Here is a 16,612-nt window from a genome sequence, read left to right as displayed (position 1 = left end):
TTGCACATATCATAGTATCATAATTTCTCTCTTTTTACAACAGGTTTTTGGACAAAAGCGCCGATTTTTTCGGGAGTTTCTCCAATTTCCACCGAAATCCGCGCATTATCGTCACGCACCTGCCGTGGCTGCGGCATCCGCCGGAGCCGCAGCTGCGTCGTTCTGCCCGGCATCCTCTGCCTCCCCGGCGGCAGGGTCGGCTGTGCCGTCCGCAGGGGCCTCGGCCGCATCGGCTGCCGTTTCGGGCTGCGCCAGCGACTCTGCTGCCGCCTCGTCCACGGTCAGGGTGCCGTCCTTCATCGCATAGTAGGCGTTGAAGATATCCGCCACCAGTGTGCCGGTACGGGCACCGGCACCGCCGTATTCCACCACGATGCCGATGGCGATCTCCGGGTCTTCCGCCGGGCCATAGGCGATCATGGCGGCGTTGGTGTAGTGCTTGTAGGTGCTGCCCGCATAGTAACCCTCGCTGCGCTGGGGGCTGCCGGTCTTGCAGGCGATGGTGTGGGGGTAGCTGGCCAATGCCGGGATGGTCTGGGCCACCCCCAGCATTCCTTCCCTGACCAGGTCGAAGGTCTCTCCCTTGTCCTCGACGACATCCATGACCTCCGGCTGGGTCTCTTCCAGCGTCTTGCCGGTGTTGGTGTCCAGAATGGCCTTGACGAAATGGGTGCGGTAACGGGTGCCGTTGTTGGCCAGCGTTGCCGCGTAGGTAGCCAGCTGGATGGGCGAGACCACCGTGTTGCCCTGACCGATGGCGGCCTGCACATCCAGCGATGCCGTATAGTTGGAGTCGCTCTTGGTGGTCAGACGGCCCACGGCCTCGCCCACCTCCACACCGGTGCGCTGGCCAAGACCCAGCTTGTAGGCATAGGCATCGTACACATCGCTGGTCAGGCGGCGGCCAACATCATAGAAGAAGATGTTGCAGCTCCACTTGATGGCCGTTACCACATCGATGTTGCCGCTGTGGCCATGGCGGGTGCATTTGGGGTGATAATCCTTATAATAGGTATAGACGCCGTTGCACAGCACCGTGGAATACCGGTTGATCAGCCCCGTATCCAGCGCCGCCACCGCCACGCTGGGCTTGAAGGTAGAACCCGGCGTATACAGGCCCTGCAATGCGCGGTTGAACAGGGGCATGTTCTCGTCCTCGCTGTATGCGCTGTAATTGGCGGCATACAGGTTCTGGTCATAGCTGGGATAGTTGGAAGCAGCCAGCACACCGCCGGTCTTGACGTCGATGACGACGACCGCACCGGCGCTGGCCTGCTTGCTGTCCCCATAGCTGTTCCGGATCCACTCCACGTTCTTTGCCAGCGCCTGATCGACGGCCTTCTGGAACTCGCTGTCAATGGTCAGCTGCACGGTATGGCCCGGCTCCGGCACAGTGGTCAGGGCCGTGTTCACGATCACGCCGTCCGAATTGCGGGTGATGGTCTTCACGCCGTCCTTGCCGCGCAGCTCGTCCTCATAAACGGATTCCAGACCAGAAATGCCCAGAACATCGTTCATGTTATAGCCTTTTTCCCGCAGCGGATAGGTCACCTGACCGTTGGAATCGGTCACCTTCCACTTTTCCGCCGTGATCTTGCCCACACGGCCCAGCACATGGGGCAGAACCGTGCCCTGCTCGTAGCTGCGGGCGCTGGTCTCCACGATTTCCACACCTGGCAGCTGCAGGCTGTGCTCCTTGATGGTGGCCACGGTGGCCTCGCTGACGTTTTCCGCCAGAATGAAGTTGTTGACGTTGGAAAACGCCTGCCGGTCCATCTCGTAGTGGATGCCGCCCAGGATGCGCTGCCAGTAGAAAGAGAAATCGGCAAGGTCATAGTCCTCCACCAGCATTTCCATTACATCGTTGGCGGTGGCGTACTGCTGCAGGCCCAGGTTCTCCTTCATTGCGGCAAGGGAGCGCTGCTCGGCGGCGTTGTCGCTCTCCGCCGTGTACGCATAGTGCCCGGCGGCATCTGCCTGCCCGATGAGCAGGCTGTCGTTCCAGCTCTCGCCGTTCTCGCCCAGCAGGCCGACCAGCTTCTGGAGCAGGGCGTCCAGATCTTCGTCGCCCATCAGCAGCTTGTTCAGCACCACGTTGTAGCCCGTCACGCTGGAAGCGATGCGCTCGCCCTTGCTGTCCACGATATCGCCGCGGGCCGCCGTGACCGTAAAGTTATAGTCGGTGGTATTGGTGGCCTTGGCCTTGAAGTCGTCGCCGTTGACCAGCTGCAGAAAGATCAGCCGGAAGCCGTACAGCCCGATGATCACACCTGCGGCGGCGATGAGGAGCATCATCCGCCGCGCGGCCGTTTTGCGTTCGTCTTGGTTCATCCGTTCTCCTTTTGGCGCAGCCGGTTCAGACTACGCCGTTGTCGATTTTGAATTCCGCATGGATGCGGCGCACTGCCCCGAACAGCACCAGACAGACCGGGATGGTCAGCGCCGCCGTGGGCAGCACGAACCACAGATACCGCTCCACTGCCCCGCTGTAGCCGGGCATGTAGTAGAAGAACAGCCAGTCCAGCGAGAGCACCAGCAGCACCGCCGCCGTTTCCAGCAGGACAACATTCGCCGCCGAGGTCTTGAAGTAGAGCTGCATGACCGCCGAGAGCAGAAAGCAGAGCAGCAGCAGCTCAAAGGCCAGCAGCCCGGCGGTGCGGCCTGCGGTGTAGTCCCACATCAGGCCGCAGACGGCACCGAAGATGCCCCCCGCGAACTCGCCCTCCTCCACCGCGACGGCCAGCGCCAGCGGCAGCAGCCAGAGGGGCTTTGCCTCCCCCAGCCGGAACAGCCCCGGCAGGGTCTGCAAGACCGTGCACAGCAGCATCAGCAGCGCATAGCTGACCCATTTGGTGATCTGGCTGCGCTTACGCTTGCGGCGTGATTCCATGGCAGGGCCTCCTCAGAAATTGGTGATGATGAATGCGTGGCGCACCGTGCGCGGGTCTGCGCCCGGCTCGATGACCGCGATGGACGATTTGCCGCTGACCTCCGGCACCACTTCCCGGACCACGCCCACCAGCACATCCGCTGGGAAAACGCCGCCCAGCCCCGTGGTGATGACCTGGTCGCTCTTCTGCGTCAAGGTGTTGCGGTTCAGGTTGGTCAGCACACACAGGCCGTCGGCCGCATAGTCCGAGCTGCCGGTGATGATGCCGTTTTCCCGCGTGCGGGATACCACGCCCGCAGCGCTGAAGCTGGGGTGCAGAATGGTCATCACCTTGCAGCTGGTGGTGTCGGCTTCCACCACCATGCCGATCAGATAGCCCTCGTCGCTGACGACGGTGTCGTTCACCTCCACGCCGTCCACCGAGCCCTGATCCAGCGTGAAGCCGTAAAAGGCATCCAGCGGGTCGCGGCCGATCACAAAGGCTGAGACGCAGCTCATCTCCGGGCGGGTGTTCTGGATGTTGGCCAGTGCCTTGTAGGCTTCGTTCTCCGCCTTGATGCGGTCGTAGTCCACGATCTGCTGGCGCAGCTCGGCGTTTTCGGCCGTGAGCTGCTCATTCTCGTCCAGAATGGCCCCGATGTTGGTGTAGTTCTCCCACAGGGAGGCCACGCGGTCGCCCACCATGGCAGCCGCCTTCTGGAACGGGGCCACGGCCACGCCCAGCAGTTCCTGCGGGGCAGCAGTCAGCCGTCCGTTGGCACCGGCATAGGCCATAATGCCCACCAGAAACACCGCGATGCCGATGAGGATCTTAAATTTCCAGGTTTCGAAAAAATCTTTCAAGGGAACTTCCTCCGGTTGCAAAAAAGCGCGGACAGCCAGAGCCGTCCGCACTCTCTGTTACATATGGGGCCCGTCGGTGTCCAGCACGTCATGCAGGACATCCACATGATCCAGCACCGCACCGGCACCCTTGGCCACGCAGTCCAGCGGGTCTTCCGCAATGTGTACGTCGATGCCGGTCTCGCTTTGGATCAGCTGATCCAGACCGCGCAGCAGTGCGCCGCCGCCGGTCAGGGTGATGCCGCGGTCGATGATATCCGCACTCAGCTCCGGCGGGGTGCGCTCCAGCGTTTCCTTGATGGCGCTGGTGATCTTGACCAGACATTCCAGCAGAGCTTCGCGCACATCCTCCGAGTGGACGACGATGTTCTTGGGCAGGCCGTCCACGAGGTTACGGCCCTTGATCTCCATGGTCATTTCGGGGTCCAGCGCATAGGCGGAGCCGATCTCGATCTTGATCTGCTCTGCGGTGCGCTCACCGATCAGCAGGTTGTACTTGCGCTTGATGAAGGCGATGATGGCCTGATCGAACATATCGCCTGCCATGCGCACGCTGCGGGAGGCCACGATGCCGCCCAGAGAGATCACAGCGATCTCAGCCGTGCCGCCGCCGATATCCACGATCATGCTGCCGGTAGGCTCGCTGATGGGCAGGCCCGCACCGATGGCTGCTGCCATGGGTTCCTCAATGACGGACACCTGACGGGCACCGGCCTTCAGGGTAGCCTCGCGCACAGCGCGGCGCTCCACCTCGGTAACGCCGGACGGGATGCAGATGACCACGCGGGGGCGGGAGAACATGCTGTTGCCGCATGCCTTCTTGAGGAAATTTTCCAGCATGTTGGTGGTGATGTCAAAGTCAGCGATCACGCCATCCTTCAGCGGACGCACAGCCACGATGCTGCCGGGGGTACGGCCAATGACAGCCTTTGCCTCGGCACCCACACAGCGTACCTCGTCGGTCTTGGTATCCACAGCCACGACCGAAGGCTCCCGCATGATGATGCCCTTGCCCTTCATGTAAACCAGGGTGTTGGCTGTACCCAGATCAATGCCAACGTCTTTTGAAAACAAACTCATAATGAAGCTCTCCTTCGTATTTCCGGTCTATCCAAAACGCAGGGCGGCGCAAACCAGTCTGCCGCCGATCGCAGAATAACACGACTATATTATAGCCGCAAGCAGAAGTTTTCTCAAGCGTTTTTACAGGTTTTTCCGGATTTTTTCATAAATCTCCGCGCCAAGCCGCTCAAAATCGCTCCAGCAGCCGGATGGTGCGGCTCACCGGCAGACCCATGATGGTGTAGTAGTCGCCCTCAATACGGTCCAGCCAGAGGGCCGCCCGTCCCTGAATGGCATAGGCACCGGCTTTATCGTAGGGTTCTTCGGTGGCGGCATAGCGCTCGATCTCCGCTTCGGAGATGGGGAAGAACTTCACACGGCAGGTGTCCACGAAGCTCTCGGTGCGGGTGCCGTCCGAGATGCACACGCCGGTGTGCACCTCGTGGGTGGCACCGGAAAGGGCGCGCAGCATCCGCTTTGCGTCCTCTTCGCTGTGGGGCTTGCCAAACACCTCGCCGTTCACATCCACCACCGTATCACAGCCGATGACCACAGCGCCCGGGTGCTGGGCCGAAACGGCAAGGCACTTGCCCCGGGCCAGCTGTTCCACCAGCTCAGCAGGGGTGTCGGCGGTCACGGCACTTTCGTCAAAGTCACTGACGCAGACGGTGAAATTGGTGGTGTACAGGCTCAGCAGCTCTCTGCGCCGGGGGCTGCCGGAGGCCAAAATCAGTTGTTTCATTTTATTTTCCCGTCGAGCCAAAGCCGCCCTCGCCGCGCTGGGTATCGCCCAGCTCTTCGGCAGGCACAAAGGCAGCGGTGTACACCGGTGCGATGCACAGCTGGGCCACACGCTCACCGGGCTGAATGGTGTAGGCTTCCCTGCCCAGATTGACCATGGGCACCTTCAGCTCGCCGCGGTAATCGCTGTCCACCACGCCCACGCCGTTGGCCATGCACAGGCCGTGCTTGATGGAAAGGCCGCTGCGTGCGTACACCAGTGCCACGCTGTGGGGGCCGGGCAGCTCGATGGCAAGGCCAGTGGGCACCAGTGCCCGCTCCATGGGGGCCACGGTCAGGGGTTCATCCAGCACAGCGCACAGGTCGGCTGCGGCCGCGCCCGGCGTCGCGTAGGCGGGCACCTTCGCCCGCGTATCCAATACCTTATATTTTACTGTGATGGGTTCCATAGTATACCTCAATTCGTTCCTTTGAAATACAGCCCGCGGGTGAACTCGCCCTCGAACGGGGCATGCTGGCGGATGCTGTCCAGAATGGCGGCGGCTTCCTCGCGGGTCTCCAGCGTGAAATAGGCCACGCCGTAGTCCACTGTCAGGGCACCGGGCTTGTCGCCCATGTAGATGGGCACCGGATTATAAATAGTACGCACCCCCATGCCGCACCGCACCGGGAACTTCTTTGCCTTGCGGTCGGTCAGCACACCGGTCTTATCGCAGTGGGCGCAGTCGTGGATGTTCTGCAGCGGGCAGGCACGGGTGACCATCAGCGGCATGTGACCGTAGACGATCACGCCCGTGGGCACCGGCTGGCCGTTCTGCGCCGGGGCAATGGACGCGATGTCGCTGTCCTTCACCTCGGGCAGGATGAGGATGGCGTTCAGGCCGTGGTCGGCATAGAACTGAGCCGACAGCTGGTTGGTCACATTCAGGCCGAATCCGCCGGAGAGCGGCAGGCCCCGGCACAGGCGCAGGTGGGCGATATTGCTCACCTCATAGCCTGCAAAACCGGCATCCTGCGTGGCCGCGATGCGGCGGGCGGTATCCTCTTCCAGCTTGCCAAACATGACCCGGGGCAGTTCGAGGATGGTCTTGCTGCGCCACGCACGGGGGACGCGGTCTGCCTGTGCGATGGGCAGGATGAGCGCTTCGAGGCCGGAGAGTGCCTGTTCCGGCACCTGCTCCCAGCTCTCAAACCGGGCACGCAGGGTACGGTGGGGCGGCAAAGTGCGCAGCGGCAGCGGAGGCAGCTCCACCTCGTGCATCGGCCAGGGGCGCAGGGTCTCGCGCTTCTGCTGCAGGCCCTCCAGCGCGGTGCGGCGCAGCTCATTGACGGCGCTGCCCGGCACGAACCACGGCCCGCCGTCCATCTCCACGTCGATCTTTTCCACCGCGAACGGTGTGCCGCCCGTCTTGGACAGGCTGCGCTGCAAGCTCTCGGTGGGGTCGGTGCGGGCGGGCTGGGGTTCGGCGTCGCCGTAGGCAAAGGCACGGTTGCCGTCTGCATCGGTGACAGTGAGCTTTTCGCCGCCCTCTTCAATTTCCAGCTTCATCTTTACCGGCACGCGGCTGCGCTCACGGCGGTAAAGCTCCCGCAGGGCGGGCAGGGTCTTCCGGGTCAGTTCCGCGTCGGCCTCACTGCGCACGCCGAACATGGTGCCGTCGATCTTTCCATCCAGATAGCCGGAGGTGAAGCCGGAACGGCTGAAAGCATTCTTCAACAGGTCGCGGTCGTAGGCGCGGCCCTCGCGGCCTGCAAGACAGGCGCTGACTGCCGCCGCCACATACTCCGGCGTGCGCAGACGGCCCTCGATTTTTGCCGATGCCACGCCAAGCGTCTGCAGCTTGTCCAGCTTATCAATGACCGAATTATCCTTTAAGGACAGGTGGTGCAGGCGGCCCGGCTTGCCCTCCGGCAGGGCATTTGCCTCAAACGGCAGGCGGCACGGGCCGGCACAGGAACCTCGGTTGCCGCTGCGTCCGCCCAGAAAGGCCGACATGTAGCACTGGCCGCTGACGCACATGCACAGCGCGCCGTGCACGAAGCACTCGGTCTCGATGCCGCAATGCTTTGTGATATGCTCCACCTCGGGCATGCTCAGCTCACGGGCCAGCACCACGCGGGTGAAGCCCAGCTCCTTGAGCTCCAGCGCACCCTGCAGGCTGTGCACGCTCATCTGGGTGGAGCCGTGGCGCGGCAGTTCCGGGGCGATCTCCCCGATGAGCTTTGCCACCGCCAGGTCCTGGCAGATGACGGCATCCGCGCCGCTGGCGGCCACGGCCCGCACGGCATCCGCCAGTTGGGCCAGTTCGGTGCCGTAAACGGTGGTGTTCAGCGCCACATGCACCTTGACCCCGCGCACATGGCAGAAGCGGACGGCCTCCTTCAGGCTGTCCGCATCAAAGTTTCCCGCACTGGTGCGGGCATTGAAACCCGAAAAACCCAGATACACTGCGTCGGCACCGCTGAACACAGCGGCACGCAGCATTTCTTCGTTGCCCACCGGGGCAAGGATCTCGATCTTTGACATTCTGTTCCCTCTGTTTTTCCTGTTCCTGCTCGGTCTGCGCGGCCTTTTCGCGGTCCTGTTTTGCCTTCAGGCGGGCCAGCTGCTCCCGCAAGGCTGCATTTTCGCGCCGGAGCGTCTCATTCTCAGCTTTTGCCTTATCCTCCGCGAGCTTCGCATGGGCTGCATCCGCGATATAGCTCTGGATCTGGCTGCGCATATTCTCAGCACTGCCGGTGCTCTTGCGGTATTCGTCCAGATAATCCATGGCGCAGAACACCGCCGCCTTAGTCACCGAAAGATTTTCGTTTCCGTCCAGCAGCTTTGCGATATCCTCGTCCAGCTTTTTGGCCAGAGAGGTGATATACTTTTCCGAATCCGTCGTTGCGATCGCATAGGGCGCGCCCGCAATGTTCACTCGCACTTTATTAACCATCGTATCCTCACTTTGCACGCCGCGCGGCTTCTGCACGGCGGGAGCGGTTCCGAGTTTCCCGGTTTTTCGGACTCATTTTCGGGATTTTCGGGCACAAACCCGCCTGCGCCCGAAAACCGGGGCGCGGCTTTTTCGTTCTGAGCGGAATTTCTCTCCGAATTGCCGGGGTGCCGCCGTTCTCCTGCAGCAGCTCCCGGCCCGCTGTACCCTTATTATAATATAAATGGAGCGCAAGAAAAAGTGCTAAATCTGAATTTTTAGCAGATTTGTCAGAAAGACGGGTCCAAAAATAGCAGTAACGGCAAAAATTGGCTCTTTTCCTTGCATTCATGCGCAGAACTGATTATAATATCATTGTTGTGTAGCAGGGCTGAGGGAAAGAGGAGAGTTTCCCTGCTGCGTTCAAATTCAGAAAAAGCACCCGTGAGTGTGCGGATAGGAGTACCTTTATGACATCGAAAGAATTCGGTAAACTTCTTCAGGACAAGCTCACCAGCGAGTACGGCGTAGAGCTGAGCGTTGCTTCCAACCAGCAGATCTACCGCTCTCTGGCTCTGATCTGCCGCCAGATGATGAGTGAGAACCACAAGAAGTTCCAGTCCAAGGCCATTGGCACCGGCACCAAGCAGGTGTATTATCTGTGCATGGAGTTCCTGATGGGCCGCAGCCTGAAGACCAGCCTGCTGAACCTGGGTCTGGACGAGGTGGCAAAAAAGGCCCTGTCCGATGCTGATATCAATATTGACAGCATCTTTGAGGAAGAGCCGGATGCAGGTCTGGGCAACGGCGGTCTGGGCCGTCTGGCTGCCTGCTATCTGGACGGCATGGCCACCACCGGCATCTGCGGCACCGGCTACTCCATCCTGTACGAGTACGGCATCTTCAAGCAGAAGATCGTGGATGGCTGGCAGCAGGAGCGTGCCGACAACTGGCTGCCCGGCGGTCAGGTCTGGCTGAAGAGCCACCCCGATCAGGCTGTGGAAGTGCGCTTTGACGGCGAGATCCACGAGAACTGGGACAACGGCTTCCATTATATCCAGCACACCAACTACAACAGCGTCATGGCTGTTCCCTCTGATATGTATGTGCAGGGCTACGACGGCAAGGGCGTTGCAAAGCTGCGCCTGTGGCAGGCAAAGGCCCCGGACTTTGATATGTCCAGCTTCTCTCTTGGCAACTACAACACTGCAATGAGCAAGAACGCCAATGCAGAGCTGATCTCCAAGGTGCTGTACCCCAACGATAACCATGTTGAGGGCAAGATCCTGCGCCTGCGCCAGCAGTACTTCCTGTCTGCCGCATCCATCGGCGATATCGTCCAGAACCACCTGTCCAGCTATGCGACCCTCGAGAACCTGCCTGACAAGGTCGCCATCCAGCTGAACGACACCCACCCCACCCTCGCCATCCCCGAGATGATGCGCATTCTGCTGGATGAGTGCGGCTTTGGCTGGGACAAGGCATTCGACATCTGCCAGAAGGTCTTCTCCTACACCAACCACACCGTCATGGCTGAGGCTCTGGAAAAGTGGAACGTGGACATCTTCAAGATGACCCTGCCCCGCATCTACCAGATCGTGGTGGAGATGGACCGCCGCGCCCGCGCAGAGCTGGAGAAGGTCTTCCCCGGCGACAAGGGCAAGATTGACTATATGGCACTGATCGGCGACAATCAGGTGCGCATGGCAAACATCTGCGCCTACACCGCCAACAGCATCAACGGCGTGTCCAAGCTGCACAGCCAGATCATCAAAGACAGCGTCTTCCACGATTACTACCTGTTCAAGCCGCAGGCCTTCAAGAACGTGACCAACGGCATCGCTTACCGCCGCTGGCTGCTGGCCTCTAACCCCGGCCTGTGCAAGCTGCTGGACGAGACCATCGGCGACGGCTACAAGCATGATGCTTCCGATCTGTCCAAGCTGAACAAGTTCGAGAACGACAAAACCGTTCTCAAGCGCCTGAACGAGATCAAGCTGACGAACAAGACCAGCTTTGCCAACTATCTGGCAAAGAGCACCGGTCAGGTCATCGACCCGAACTCCATTTTTGACTGTCAGGTCAAGCGTATGCACGAGTATAAGCGCCAGCACCTGAACGCGCTGAACATTGCTGCCCAGTACCTGTACCTGAAGGAGAACCCCAACGCCGACTTCATCCCCAAGACCTATATCTTCGGTGCAAAGGCTGCTCCCGGCTACTACATGGCAAAGCAGATGATCCGCATGATCTGCAAGCTGGGCGACCTCATTAACAACGACCCCGCTGTGCGCGACAAGCTGCGCGTGGTCTATCTGGAAGAGTACTGCGTCTCTTTGAGCGAGCACCTGATGCCCGCCGCTGAGGTCTCTGAGCAGATCTCTCTGGCCGGCACCGAGGCTTCCGGTACCGGTAACATGAAGTTCATGCTGAACGGCGCTATCACTCTGGGCACTCTGGACGGCGCAAACGTGGAGATCGCAGACGCTGCCGGCAAGGAGAACGAGCTGATCTTCGGTATGCTGACCCCCGAGGTGAACAACCTCAAGCAGGTGGGCTACCATCCCAACGCTTTCATCATGGGCGACGATGTTGCCAACAACGCTCTGAACTTCCTGGAGCGCGGCTGGAACGGCGAGAACTTCCACGAAGTGACCGAGAACCTGCGCAGCAGCGACCCGTATATGGTCATGGCCGACTTCAAGGATTACCGCCGCGCACAGGCCGACCTGCAGAAGCTGTATGCCGACCGCGAAAAGTGGGCACACATGAGCCTGAAGAACATTGCCAACAGCGGCATCTTCAGCGCCGACCGCTCTGTGCTGGATTACGCACACGACATCTGGTACGCTTCCCCGGTGCCCATGGGCAAGTAATTTTCCCTTAAAAAATCCATCTGCCCCGGCGGCGTTTGGCCCGCCGGGGCTTTTTTGAGAAAGGACGACCCTGCTTTGTCTTGTCTGTTCAATAGCTACGACCCCTATTTCAAGCAGCCCTTTGGCGCACTGCGGGCCGGTCAGACCGTACGCCTGACCCTTTGCATCCCGGAAGAGCTGGGCTATGTCGATCCTCATCTGGTGCTCCAGAAGGAGGGAAAATATGACGTGCCGGTGCACTACCGCATGAAGTTCGACGGCCAGACCCCCCAGCAGAACCACTTTTCCGTAGAGCTGCCGCTGAATGACCCGGGCCTGTACTTCTACTACTTCGACCTCTACACCGACTTCCGCCGCATCTACCGCGGGCCGGACAACTGCGGCGTTGTCAGCTGGCAGGAAGGCGAAAAGTGGCAGATCACCGTCTACGATGCCGGTTTCCAGACCCCGGAGTGCATCAAGGGCAAGGTGTTCTATCAGATCTTCCCGGACCGGTTCTGCGAGGGCATTGAGAACAAGCCCATGCCTTTCCCGGACCGGCTGTATCAGGCCGACAAACACGCCGAACCCTTCTGGCAGCCCAACGAGACCGGCGGCCACCTGAACGAGGACTATTTCGGCGGCGACTTGGAAGGCATCCGCATCAAGCTGCCCTATCTGCGGGAGATGGGGGTGGACTACCTTTACCTCAACCCCATCTTTGAGGCGCACTCCAACCACCGCTACAACACCGCCGACTATCTCAACGTAGACCCGCTGCTGGGCACCAACGAGGAGTTCGAGGTGCTCTGCCGCGAGGCCGCCAAGTACGGCATCGGCATCGTGCTGGACGGTGTGTTCAGCCACACCGGTTCCGACAGCCGCTATTTCAACCGCGAAGGCCGCTATGGTGACGGCGGCGCTTACCGCGACCCCAACTCCCCCTACCGCAGCTGGTACGATTTTGACCCCAAGTATAAGGGCGGCTACCGCAGCTGGTACGATTTTGACCCCAAGTATAAGGGCGGCTACCGCAGCTGGTGGGGCTTCGAGACCCTGCCCGAGGTGAACGAAGAGAACCCATCCTATGTGGAGTTCATCACCGGCGAGGGCGGTGTCATTGACACATGGCTGCGGCGCGGTGCCGCAGGCTTCCGTCTGGATGTGGCCGACGAGCTGCCGGACGATTTTATTGAAAAGATCCGCGCCGCTGTCAAGCGGGTCAGCCCGGAGAAGTTCCTGCTGGGCGAGGTGTGGGAGGATGCCACCACCAAATACGGCTTTGGCCAGCGCCGCACCTATCTGCTGGGCAAGGGGCTGGACAGCGTGATGAATTACCCCTTCAAAAACGCTGTGCTGGACTTTGTAAAGGGTAAGCCCGCCGAGCAGGCCAAGGGCGAAATTCTGTCCATCTGTGAGCACTACCCCGCCCCTGCCATGGACACTGCGCTGAACTTTCTCTCCACCCACGACACCGAACGCGCCCTCACCGTGATCGCAGACGAGCCCGCCAACGGCCGGGGCCGCGAGTGGCAGAGCGGCCGCTGTGTGGCCGGCGAAGCCTACGAGGAAGGGATGCTGCGCCTGCGCATGGCATACGCCATCATCTACACGCTGCCCGGCGTGCCCTGCCTGTACTACGGCGATGAGATCGGGATGCAGGGCTACCGCGACCCCTTCAACCGTGCCTTCTTCTGCTGGGACAGCCACGAAAAGCGCCTGAAGCCGGTGCTGGCACAGCTGGCGCAGCTGCGCCACAGCTGCGAGGCCTTCCGCACCGGCAAGCTCAACGTCCTGCGGGCGCAGGACGGCATCCTGCACTACCAGCGCGTAGGCGAAGCGGAAACCGCCGAGATCATCGTGAACCGCTCGGAGCACATCATCGTGGAGCCGCTGGCTTCCGGCAAGCACACGGAGGTGAACCCCATGGGCTTTACCATCGTGGTGGAGGAGAACGGGCATAACCCGAACCACAGCTATTACGATTATATCTGACCCTCAACGAACAAGGCCCGTGGGATCGCAAGACCGCGGGCCTTGTTTTCTTAAATCAGGACATCTTGTAATCCCGCCCTCGTTATTATATAATAAACGAAAAGAGGCCCTTCGTCTCGTTTCCATCTGCAAGGGAGGGAGTATCTATGCCCATCGACCCCATCTTCTGGCTCATCGCAGCCATCGGCTTTCTGGTGCTGGAGGGAATGACCTTCAGCATGGTATCCATCTGGTTTGCGGCGGGCAGCGCGGCTGCTCTGCTGAGCTGCCTGTTCTGGCCGTCGTTCCGGGCGCAGGCCCTGGTGTTCATCGTGGTAAGCATCCTCTGCCTGGCGGCGTTCAAGCCGCTGGCCGACAAGCTGCGCCGGAAGCACACCCCCACCAATGGCGACCGAAACCTTGGCCGGGAGGCAAAGGTTCTGACCCCGGTCTCCGCCGGGAAGACCGGCCGTGTGCGACTGGACGGCGTGGACTGGAATGCCCGCTGCGCCACCCCTGGCGACGCACTGGAGCCGGGCCAGACCTGCCGTGTGACCGAACTGCACAGCACCCTGCTCATCGTGGAGCCTGTCCTGACCGAATCATCCACCCACTGAAAAAAGGAGCGTTCCTATGCCCATCATGCTGTTTGTGATCCTTGCACTGGTCTTCGTCATCCTTCTCATCGTCATCACCAATATCGTCATCGTGCCCCAGTCCAAGGTGTATGTCGTTGAGCGGCTGGGCAGCTACTCCGACAGCTGGAGCGCCGGCCTGCACGTCAAGATCCCGTTCGTGGAGCGGGTGGCCAAAAAGGTGAGCCTGAAGGAGCAGGTGGCAGACTTTCCCCCTCAGCCGGTCATCACCCGCGATAACGTTACCATGCAGATCGATACCGTGGTGTTCTTTCAGGTGATGGATGCCAAGCTCTACACCTACGGTGTCAACCAGCCCATTGCGGCAATCGAAAGCCTGTCCGCCACCACCCTGCGCAACATCATCGGCGAAATGGAGCTGGACCACACCCTGACCAGCCGCGATGTCATCAACGGCAAGATCACCGCCATCCTGGACGAAGCCACCGACAAGTGGGGCATCAAGGTGAACCGCGTGGAAGTGAAGAACATCATCCCGCCGCGTGAAATTCAGGAAGCCATGGAAAAACAGATGAAGGCTGAGCGCGAGAAGCGCGCCGTGATCCTGAAGGCCGACGGTGAAAAGCAGGCCGCCATTACCGCCGCTGAGGGCGAAAAGGAAGCCGCCATCCTGCGTGCAGATGCTGTGAAGCAGCAGCGCATTCTGGAAGCCGAGGGCGAAGCACAGGCCATTCTGGCCGTTCAGAAGGCCAATGCCGATGCCATCCATCTGCTGAACGAGGCCATGCCCAGCGATAAGGTTCTGGCCATCCGCAGTCTGGAAGCTCTGGCCAAGGTGGCCAACGGCAAGGCAACCAAGATCATCATTCCTTCGGAGCTTCAGAATCTGGGCGGCGTGGTGCCCAGCATCAAAGAGCTGATGACCGACCCGAAGGACGCAGAATAAGGAGCCTGTTTATGATCTACGATACCCTGAACAACCTGCCCAACTATCTGGGCGTGAGCGACAACCTCGACACCGTCATTGAGTATATCATGGCGCGGGACATCACCACCCTGCCCGCCGGACGGACCCGCATCCTCGGCGAGAAGGCCGTCGTCACGGTCAGCACCGTGACCCCGCAGCCCGGCGACAAGGCCCCCTTCGTCCGCCGGGACACCCACCTGACGCTGGAGACCGATCTGGACGGCAGCGAGCTGTTTGAAGTCTCGCTGGGTGAGTTCAGCCCCACCAAACCCACCGACGAGGCTGCTGACATCACGGTCGGCAGTGCAGGCACCAGCATTGCCGGAATGCTGTGCGAGGGGCGGTTTGCCCTGTATCTGGCCGGAGAGCCCTATAAATCCGGCCTGAAGGCGCAGGGCTGCGGCAAACTGAAGAAAGCCGTGTTCAGCATCGAGCTGGACGAGGACGCCGAAGAAACCGAAGCATAAACCAAGACCCCTCTACGCAGCGTAGGTTGCGCAGAGGGGTTTTCTATGCTATCCTGTCTGCAACGCAAACGAACAGGAGGAATCCATTATGAATACCTATGTGACCGGAAGCACCATCCGGCTGCTGCGGGAAGCCAAAGGCCTGACGCAGGCAGAGCTTGCCCGCCAGCTCCTGGTCAGCGCCAAAACGGTCTCCAAATGGGAGACCGCCAAGGGCCTGCCCGACATCTCCCTGCTGGAACCGCTGGCCGCTGCACTGGGCGTGTCGGTGCTGGAACTGATGCAGGGCGAACCGGTGGTCAACCGAAACCGTGCCGCCAATCTGCTGCGTTCCAAGCTCTACGTCTGCCCCCTCTGCGGGAACGTGCTCCACTCCACCGGTCAGGCCGTGGTGAGCTGCTGCGGCATCACGCTGCCCGCGTTGGATATCGCGGAGGCCGATGATGCCGACGAGAAGCACCAGCTGACCATTGAACGGGTGGAAGATGAACTTTTCGTTACCCTGCACCACCCCATGGAGAAGGGCCACTTCATTTCCTTCATCGCCTATCTCACCGGCGACAAGCTCCAGCTCGTCAAGCTCTACCCGGAGGGCGAAGCCAGCTGCCGGTTCCCGCTGCGGGGCGCCGGGGTGCTCTATTTTTACTGCAACCGCCACGGCCTGATGAAAGCCCCAGACCTCCGCACGGCCACCCGCTGCACCCCGCCCCAGAAGATCCACCTGCGGGAGCCGGACGAGCGCGACCGCGAACAGGTCATGGCTTATCGGGAGGAATTTCTCGCCCTCGGCTCCCGGATGGACGGCACCTCGGCGCTGGACCAGTTCGACGATTTCGACGCCTGGCTGGCCCAGATTCGGAAACTGACCGACCCCCGCACGACGCCCGCCGGGCTTGTTCCTGCCACCGAATATCTGGCGCTGGACGAGCACGAACGCCTTGTGGGCATGACCAACCTGCGCCATCACCTGAACGACTATCTGCTCACCTACGGCGGGCACATCGGCTACAGCGTCCGCCCCTCCGAGCGGCAGAACGGCTATGCCACCCAGATGCTCCGCCTGACGCTGGAACAGGCCAGAGCGCGCGGCATCGGGAAGGTGCGCATCTGCTGCGACCACTACAACGTCGCTTCCGCCAAAACCATCCGCGCCAACGGCGGCGTCCTCGAAGACGAACAGTTTGACCCGCAGGATGGAACCCTGACCCAGCGGTACTGGATCTCCAACCATTAAGAAACCCTCTCCGTCATTGCTTTTCGCAATGCCAGCTCGCCCTTCGGGAGAGGTGGCAAAGCCGA

Annotated in this window: 15 protein-coding genes; 6 read left to right on the top strand and 9 right to left on the bottom strand. The window is 60.9% G+C overall.

Features of this window, described 5'->3' with window-relative positions; all coding sequences use genetic code 11:
* Positions 1–111: 111 nt before the first annotated feature.
* The 9 genes from ACNQFG_RS08640 to ACNQFG_RS08600 all read right to left on the bottom strand — a co-directional run bounded on the left by ACNQFG_RS08640 (position 112) and on the right by ACNQFG_RS08600 (position 8,806).
* A complete protein-coding gene (locus ACNQFG_RS08640; protein ID WP_423404583.1) occupies positions 112–2,331 on the bottom strand; it encodes a peptidoglycan D,D-transpeptidase FtsI family protein in 2,220 nt (739 codons plus the stop codon).
* Positions 2,332–2,356: 25 nt separating this feature from the next.
* On the bottom strand, positions 2,357–2,890 hold the full coding sequence (gene mreD / locus ACNQFG_RS08635; RefSeq protein ID WP_423404582.1) for a rod shape-determining protein MreD: 534 nt from the start codon (positions 2,888–2,890) through the stop codon (positions 2,357–2,359).
* A 12-nt stretch (positions 2,891–2,902) separates the two neighbouring features.
* On the bottom strand, positions 2,903–3,733 hold the full coding sequence (gene mreC, locus ACNQFG_RS08630) for a rod shape-determining protein MreC (RefSeq protein WP_423404581.1): 831 nt from the start codon (positions 3,731–3,733) through the stop codon (positions 2,903–2,905).
* 57 nt (positions 3,734–3,790) lie between these two features.
* Complete coding sequence (locus ACNQFG_RS08625) at positions 3,791–4,813, bottom strand: rod shape-determining protein (RefSeq protein ID WP_423404580.1); 1,023 nt, start codon at positions 4,811–4,813, stop codon at positions 3,791–3,793.
* A 169-nt stretch (positions 4,814–4,982) separates the two neighbouring features.
* The gene (locus ACNQFG_RS08620; protein ID WP_423404579.1) at positions 4,983–5,537 is read right to left on the bottom strand and encodes a Maf family protein; all 555 of its coding nucleotides are present in this window, start codon (positions 5,535–5,537) and stop codon (positions 4,983–4,985) included.
* A 1-nt stretch (position 5,538) separates the two neighbouring features.
* On the bottom strand, positions 5,539–5,985 hold the full coding sequence (dut, locus tag ACNQFG_RS08615) for a dUTP diphosphatase (RefSeq protein WP_423404578.1): 447 nt from the start codon (positions 5,983–5,985) through the stop codon (positions 5,539–5,541).
* Between the two features lie 8 nt (positions 5,986–5,993).
* Complete coding sequence (locus ACNQFG_RS08610; protein ID WP_423406571.1) at positions 5,994–8,021, bottom strand: DUF3656 domain-containing U32 family peptidase; 2,028 nt, start codon at positions 8,019–8,021, stop codon at positions 5,994–5,996.
* A complete protein-coding gene (gene zapA, locus ACNQFG_RS08605; protein ID WP_423404577.1) occupies positions 7,933–8,475 on the bottom strand; it encodes a cell division protein ZapA in 543 nt (180 codons plus the stop codon). Before zapA ends, ACNQFG_RS08610 begins: the two co-directional genes overlap by 89 nt.
* Positions 8,476–8,482: 7 nt before the next feature.
* Positions 8,483–8,806: a hypothetical protein gene (locus tag ACNQFG_RS08600; RefSeq protein WP_423404576.1), complete on the bottom strand. Its 324-nt coding sequence runs from the start codon at positions 8,804–8,806 to the stop codon at positions 8,483–8,485.
* Between the two features lie 118 nt (positions 8,807–8,924).
* Here ACNQFG_RS08600 and ACNQFG_RS08595 point away from each other — a divergent pair, with 118 nt between their 5' ends.
* The 6 genes from ACNQFG_RS08595 to ACNQFG_RS08570 all read left to right on the top strand — a co-directional run bounded on the left by ACNQFG_RS08595 (position 8,925) and on the right by ACNQFG_RS08570 (position 16,547).
* Positions 8,925–11,330, top strand: a complete 2,406-nt coding sequence (locus ACNQFG_RS08595) for a glycogen/starch/alpha-glucan phosphorylase (protein WP_423404575.1) — start codon at positions 8,925–8,927, stop codon at positions 11,328–11,330.
* A gap of 75 nt (positions 11,331–11,405) precedes the next feature.
* Positions 11,406–13,304, top strand: coding sequence for a glycoside hydrolase family 13 protein (locus ACNQFG_RS08590; protein ID WP_423404574.1), 1,899 nt, complete (start codon positions 11,406–11,408; stop codon positions 13,302–13,304).
* A gap of 146 nt (positions 13,305–13,450) precedes the next feature.
* Complete coding sequence (locus ACNQFG_RS08585) at positions 13,451–13,900, top strand: NfeD family protein (protein ID WP_423404573.1); 450 nt, start codon at positions 13,451–13,453, stop codon at positions 13,898–13,900.
* A gap of 16 nt (positions 13,901–13,916) precedes the next feature.
* Positions 13,917–14,825, top strand: coding sequence for an SPFH domain-containing protein (locus ACNQFG_RS08580; RefSeq protein WP_423404572.1), 909 nt, complete (start codon positions 13,917–13,919; stop codon positions 14,823–14,825).
* Positions 14,826–14,836: 11 nt separating this feature from the next.
* Entirely contained in the window at positions 14,837–15,313 is a 477-nt protein-coding gene (locus tag ACNQFG_RS08575) for a YhcH/YjgK/YiaL family protein (RefSeq protein WP_423404571.1), read from the top strand.
* 88 nt (positions 15,314–15,401) lie between these two features.
* Complete coding sequence (locus ACNQFG_RS08570; protein ID WP_423404570.1) at positions 15,402–16,547, top strand: GNAT family N-acetyltransferase; 1,146 nt, start codon at positions 15,402–15,404, stop codon at positions 16,545–16,547.
* Positions 16,548–16,612 lie beyond the last annotated feature (65 nt).

The sequence above is a fragment of the Faecalibacterium prausnitzii genome (assembly GCF_049532945.1).
Classification (GTDB): domain Bacteria; phylum Bacillota; class Clostridia; order Oscillospirales; family Ruminococcaceae; genus Faecalibacterium; species Faecalibacterium prausnitzii_N.
Note: the sequence above shows the minus strand (reverse complement) of the source record. Positions and strands in the feature narration are given on the sequence as shown.

Excerpts from the sequence above, each read along its gene's own strand:
- ACNQFG_RS08640 (WP_423404583.1), bottom strand. The coding sequence starts at position 2,331 with ATGAACCAAGACGAACGCAAAACGGCCGCGCGGCGGATGATGCTCCTC.
- mreD (WP_423404582.1), bottom strand. The coding sequence starts at position 2,890 with ATGGAATCACGCCGCAAGCGTAAGCGCAGCCAGATCACCAAATGGGTC.
- ACNQFG_RS08625 (WP_423404580.1), bottom strand. The coding sequence starts at position 4,813 with ATGAGTTTGTTTTCAAAAGACGTTGGCATTGATCTGGGTACAGCCAAC.
- ACNQFG_RS08620 (WP_423404579.1), bottom strand. The coding sequence starts at position 5,537 with ATGAAACAACTGATTTTGGCCTCCGGCAGCCCCCGGCGCAGAGAGCTG.
- dut (WP_423404578.1), bottom strand. The coding sequence starts at position 5,985 with ATGGAACCCATCACAGTAAAATATAAGGTATTGGATACGCGGGCGAAG.
- ACNQFG_RS08610 (WP_423406571.1), bottom strand. The coding sequence starts at position 8,021 with ATGCTGCGTGCCGCTGTGTTCAGCGGTGCCGACGCAGTGTATCTGGGT.
- zapA (WP_423404577.1), bottom strand. The coding sequence starts at position 8,475 with ATGGTTAATAAAGTGCGAGTGAACATTGCGGGCGCGCCCTATGCGATC.
- ACNQFG_RS08600 (WP_423404576.1), bottom strand. The coding sequence starts at position 8,806 with ATGAATGCAAGGAAAAGAGCCAATTTTTGCCGTTACTGCTATTTTTGG.
- ACNQFG_RS08595 (WP_423404575.1), top strand. The coding sequence starts at position 8,925 with ATGACATCGAAAGAATTCGGTAAACTTCTTCAGGACAAGCTCACCAGC.
- ACNQFG_RS08585 (WP_423404573.1), top strand. The coding sequence starts at position 13,451 with ATGCCCATCGACCCCATCTTCTGGCTCATCGCAGCCATCGGCTTTCTG.
- ACNQFG_RS08580 (WP_423404572.1), top strand. The coding sequence starts at position 13,917 with ATGCCCATCATGCTGTTTGTGATCCTTGCACTGGTCTTCGTCATCCTT.
- ACNQFG_RS08575 (WP_423404571.1), top strand. The coding sequence starts at position 14,837 with ATGATCTACGATACCCTGAACAACCTGCCCAACTATCTGGGCGTGAGC.
- ACNQFG_RS08570 (WP_423404570.1), top strand. The coding sequence starts at position 15,402 with ATGAATACCTATGTGACCGGAAGCACCATCCGGCTGCTGCGGGAAGCC.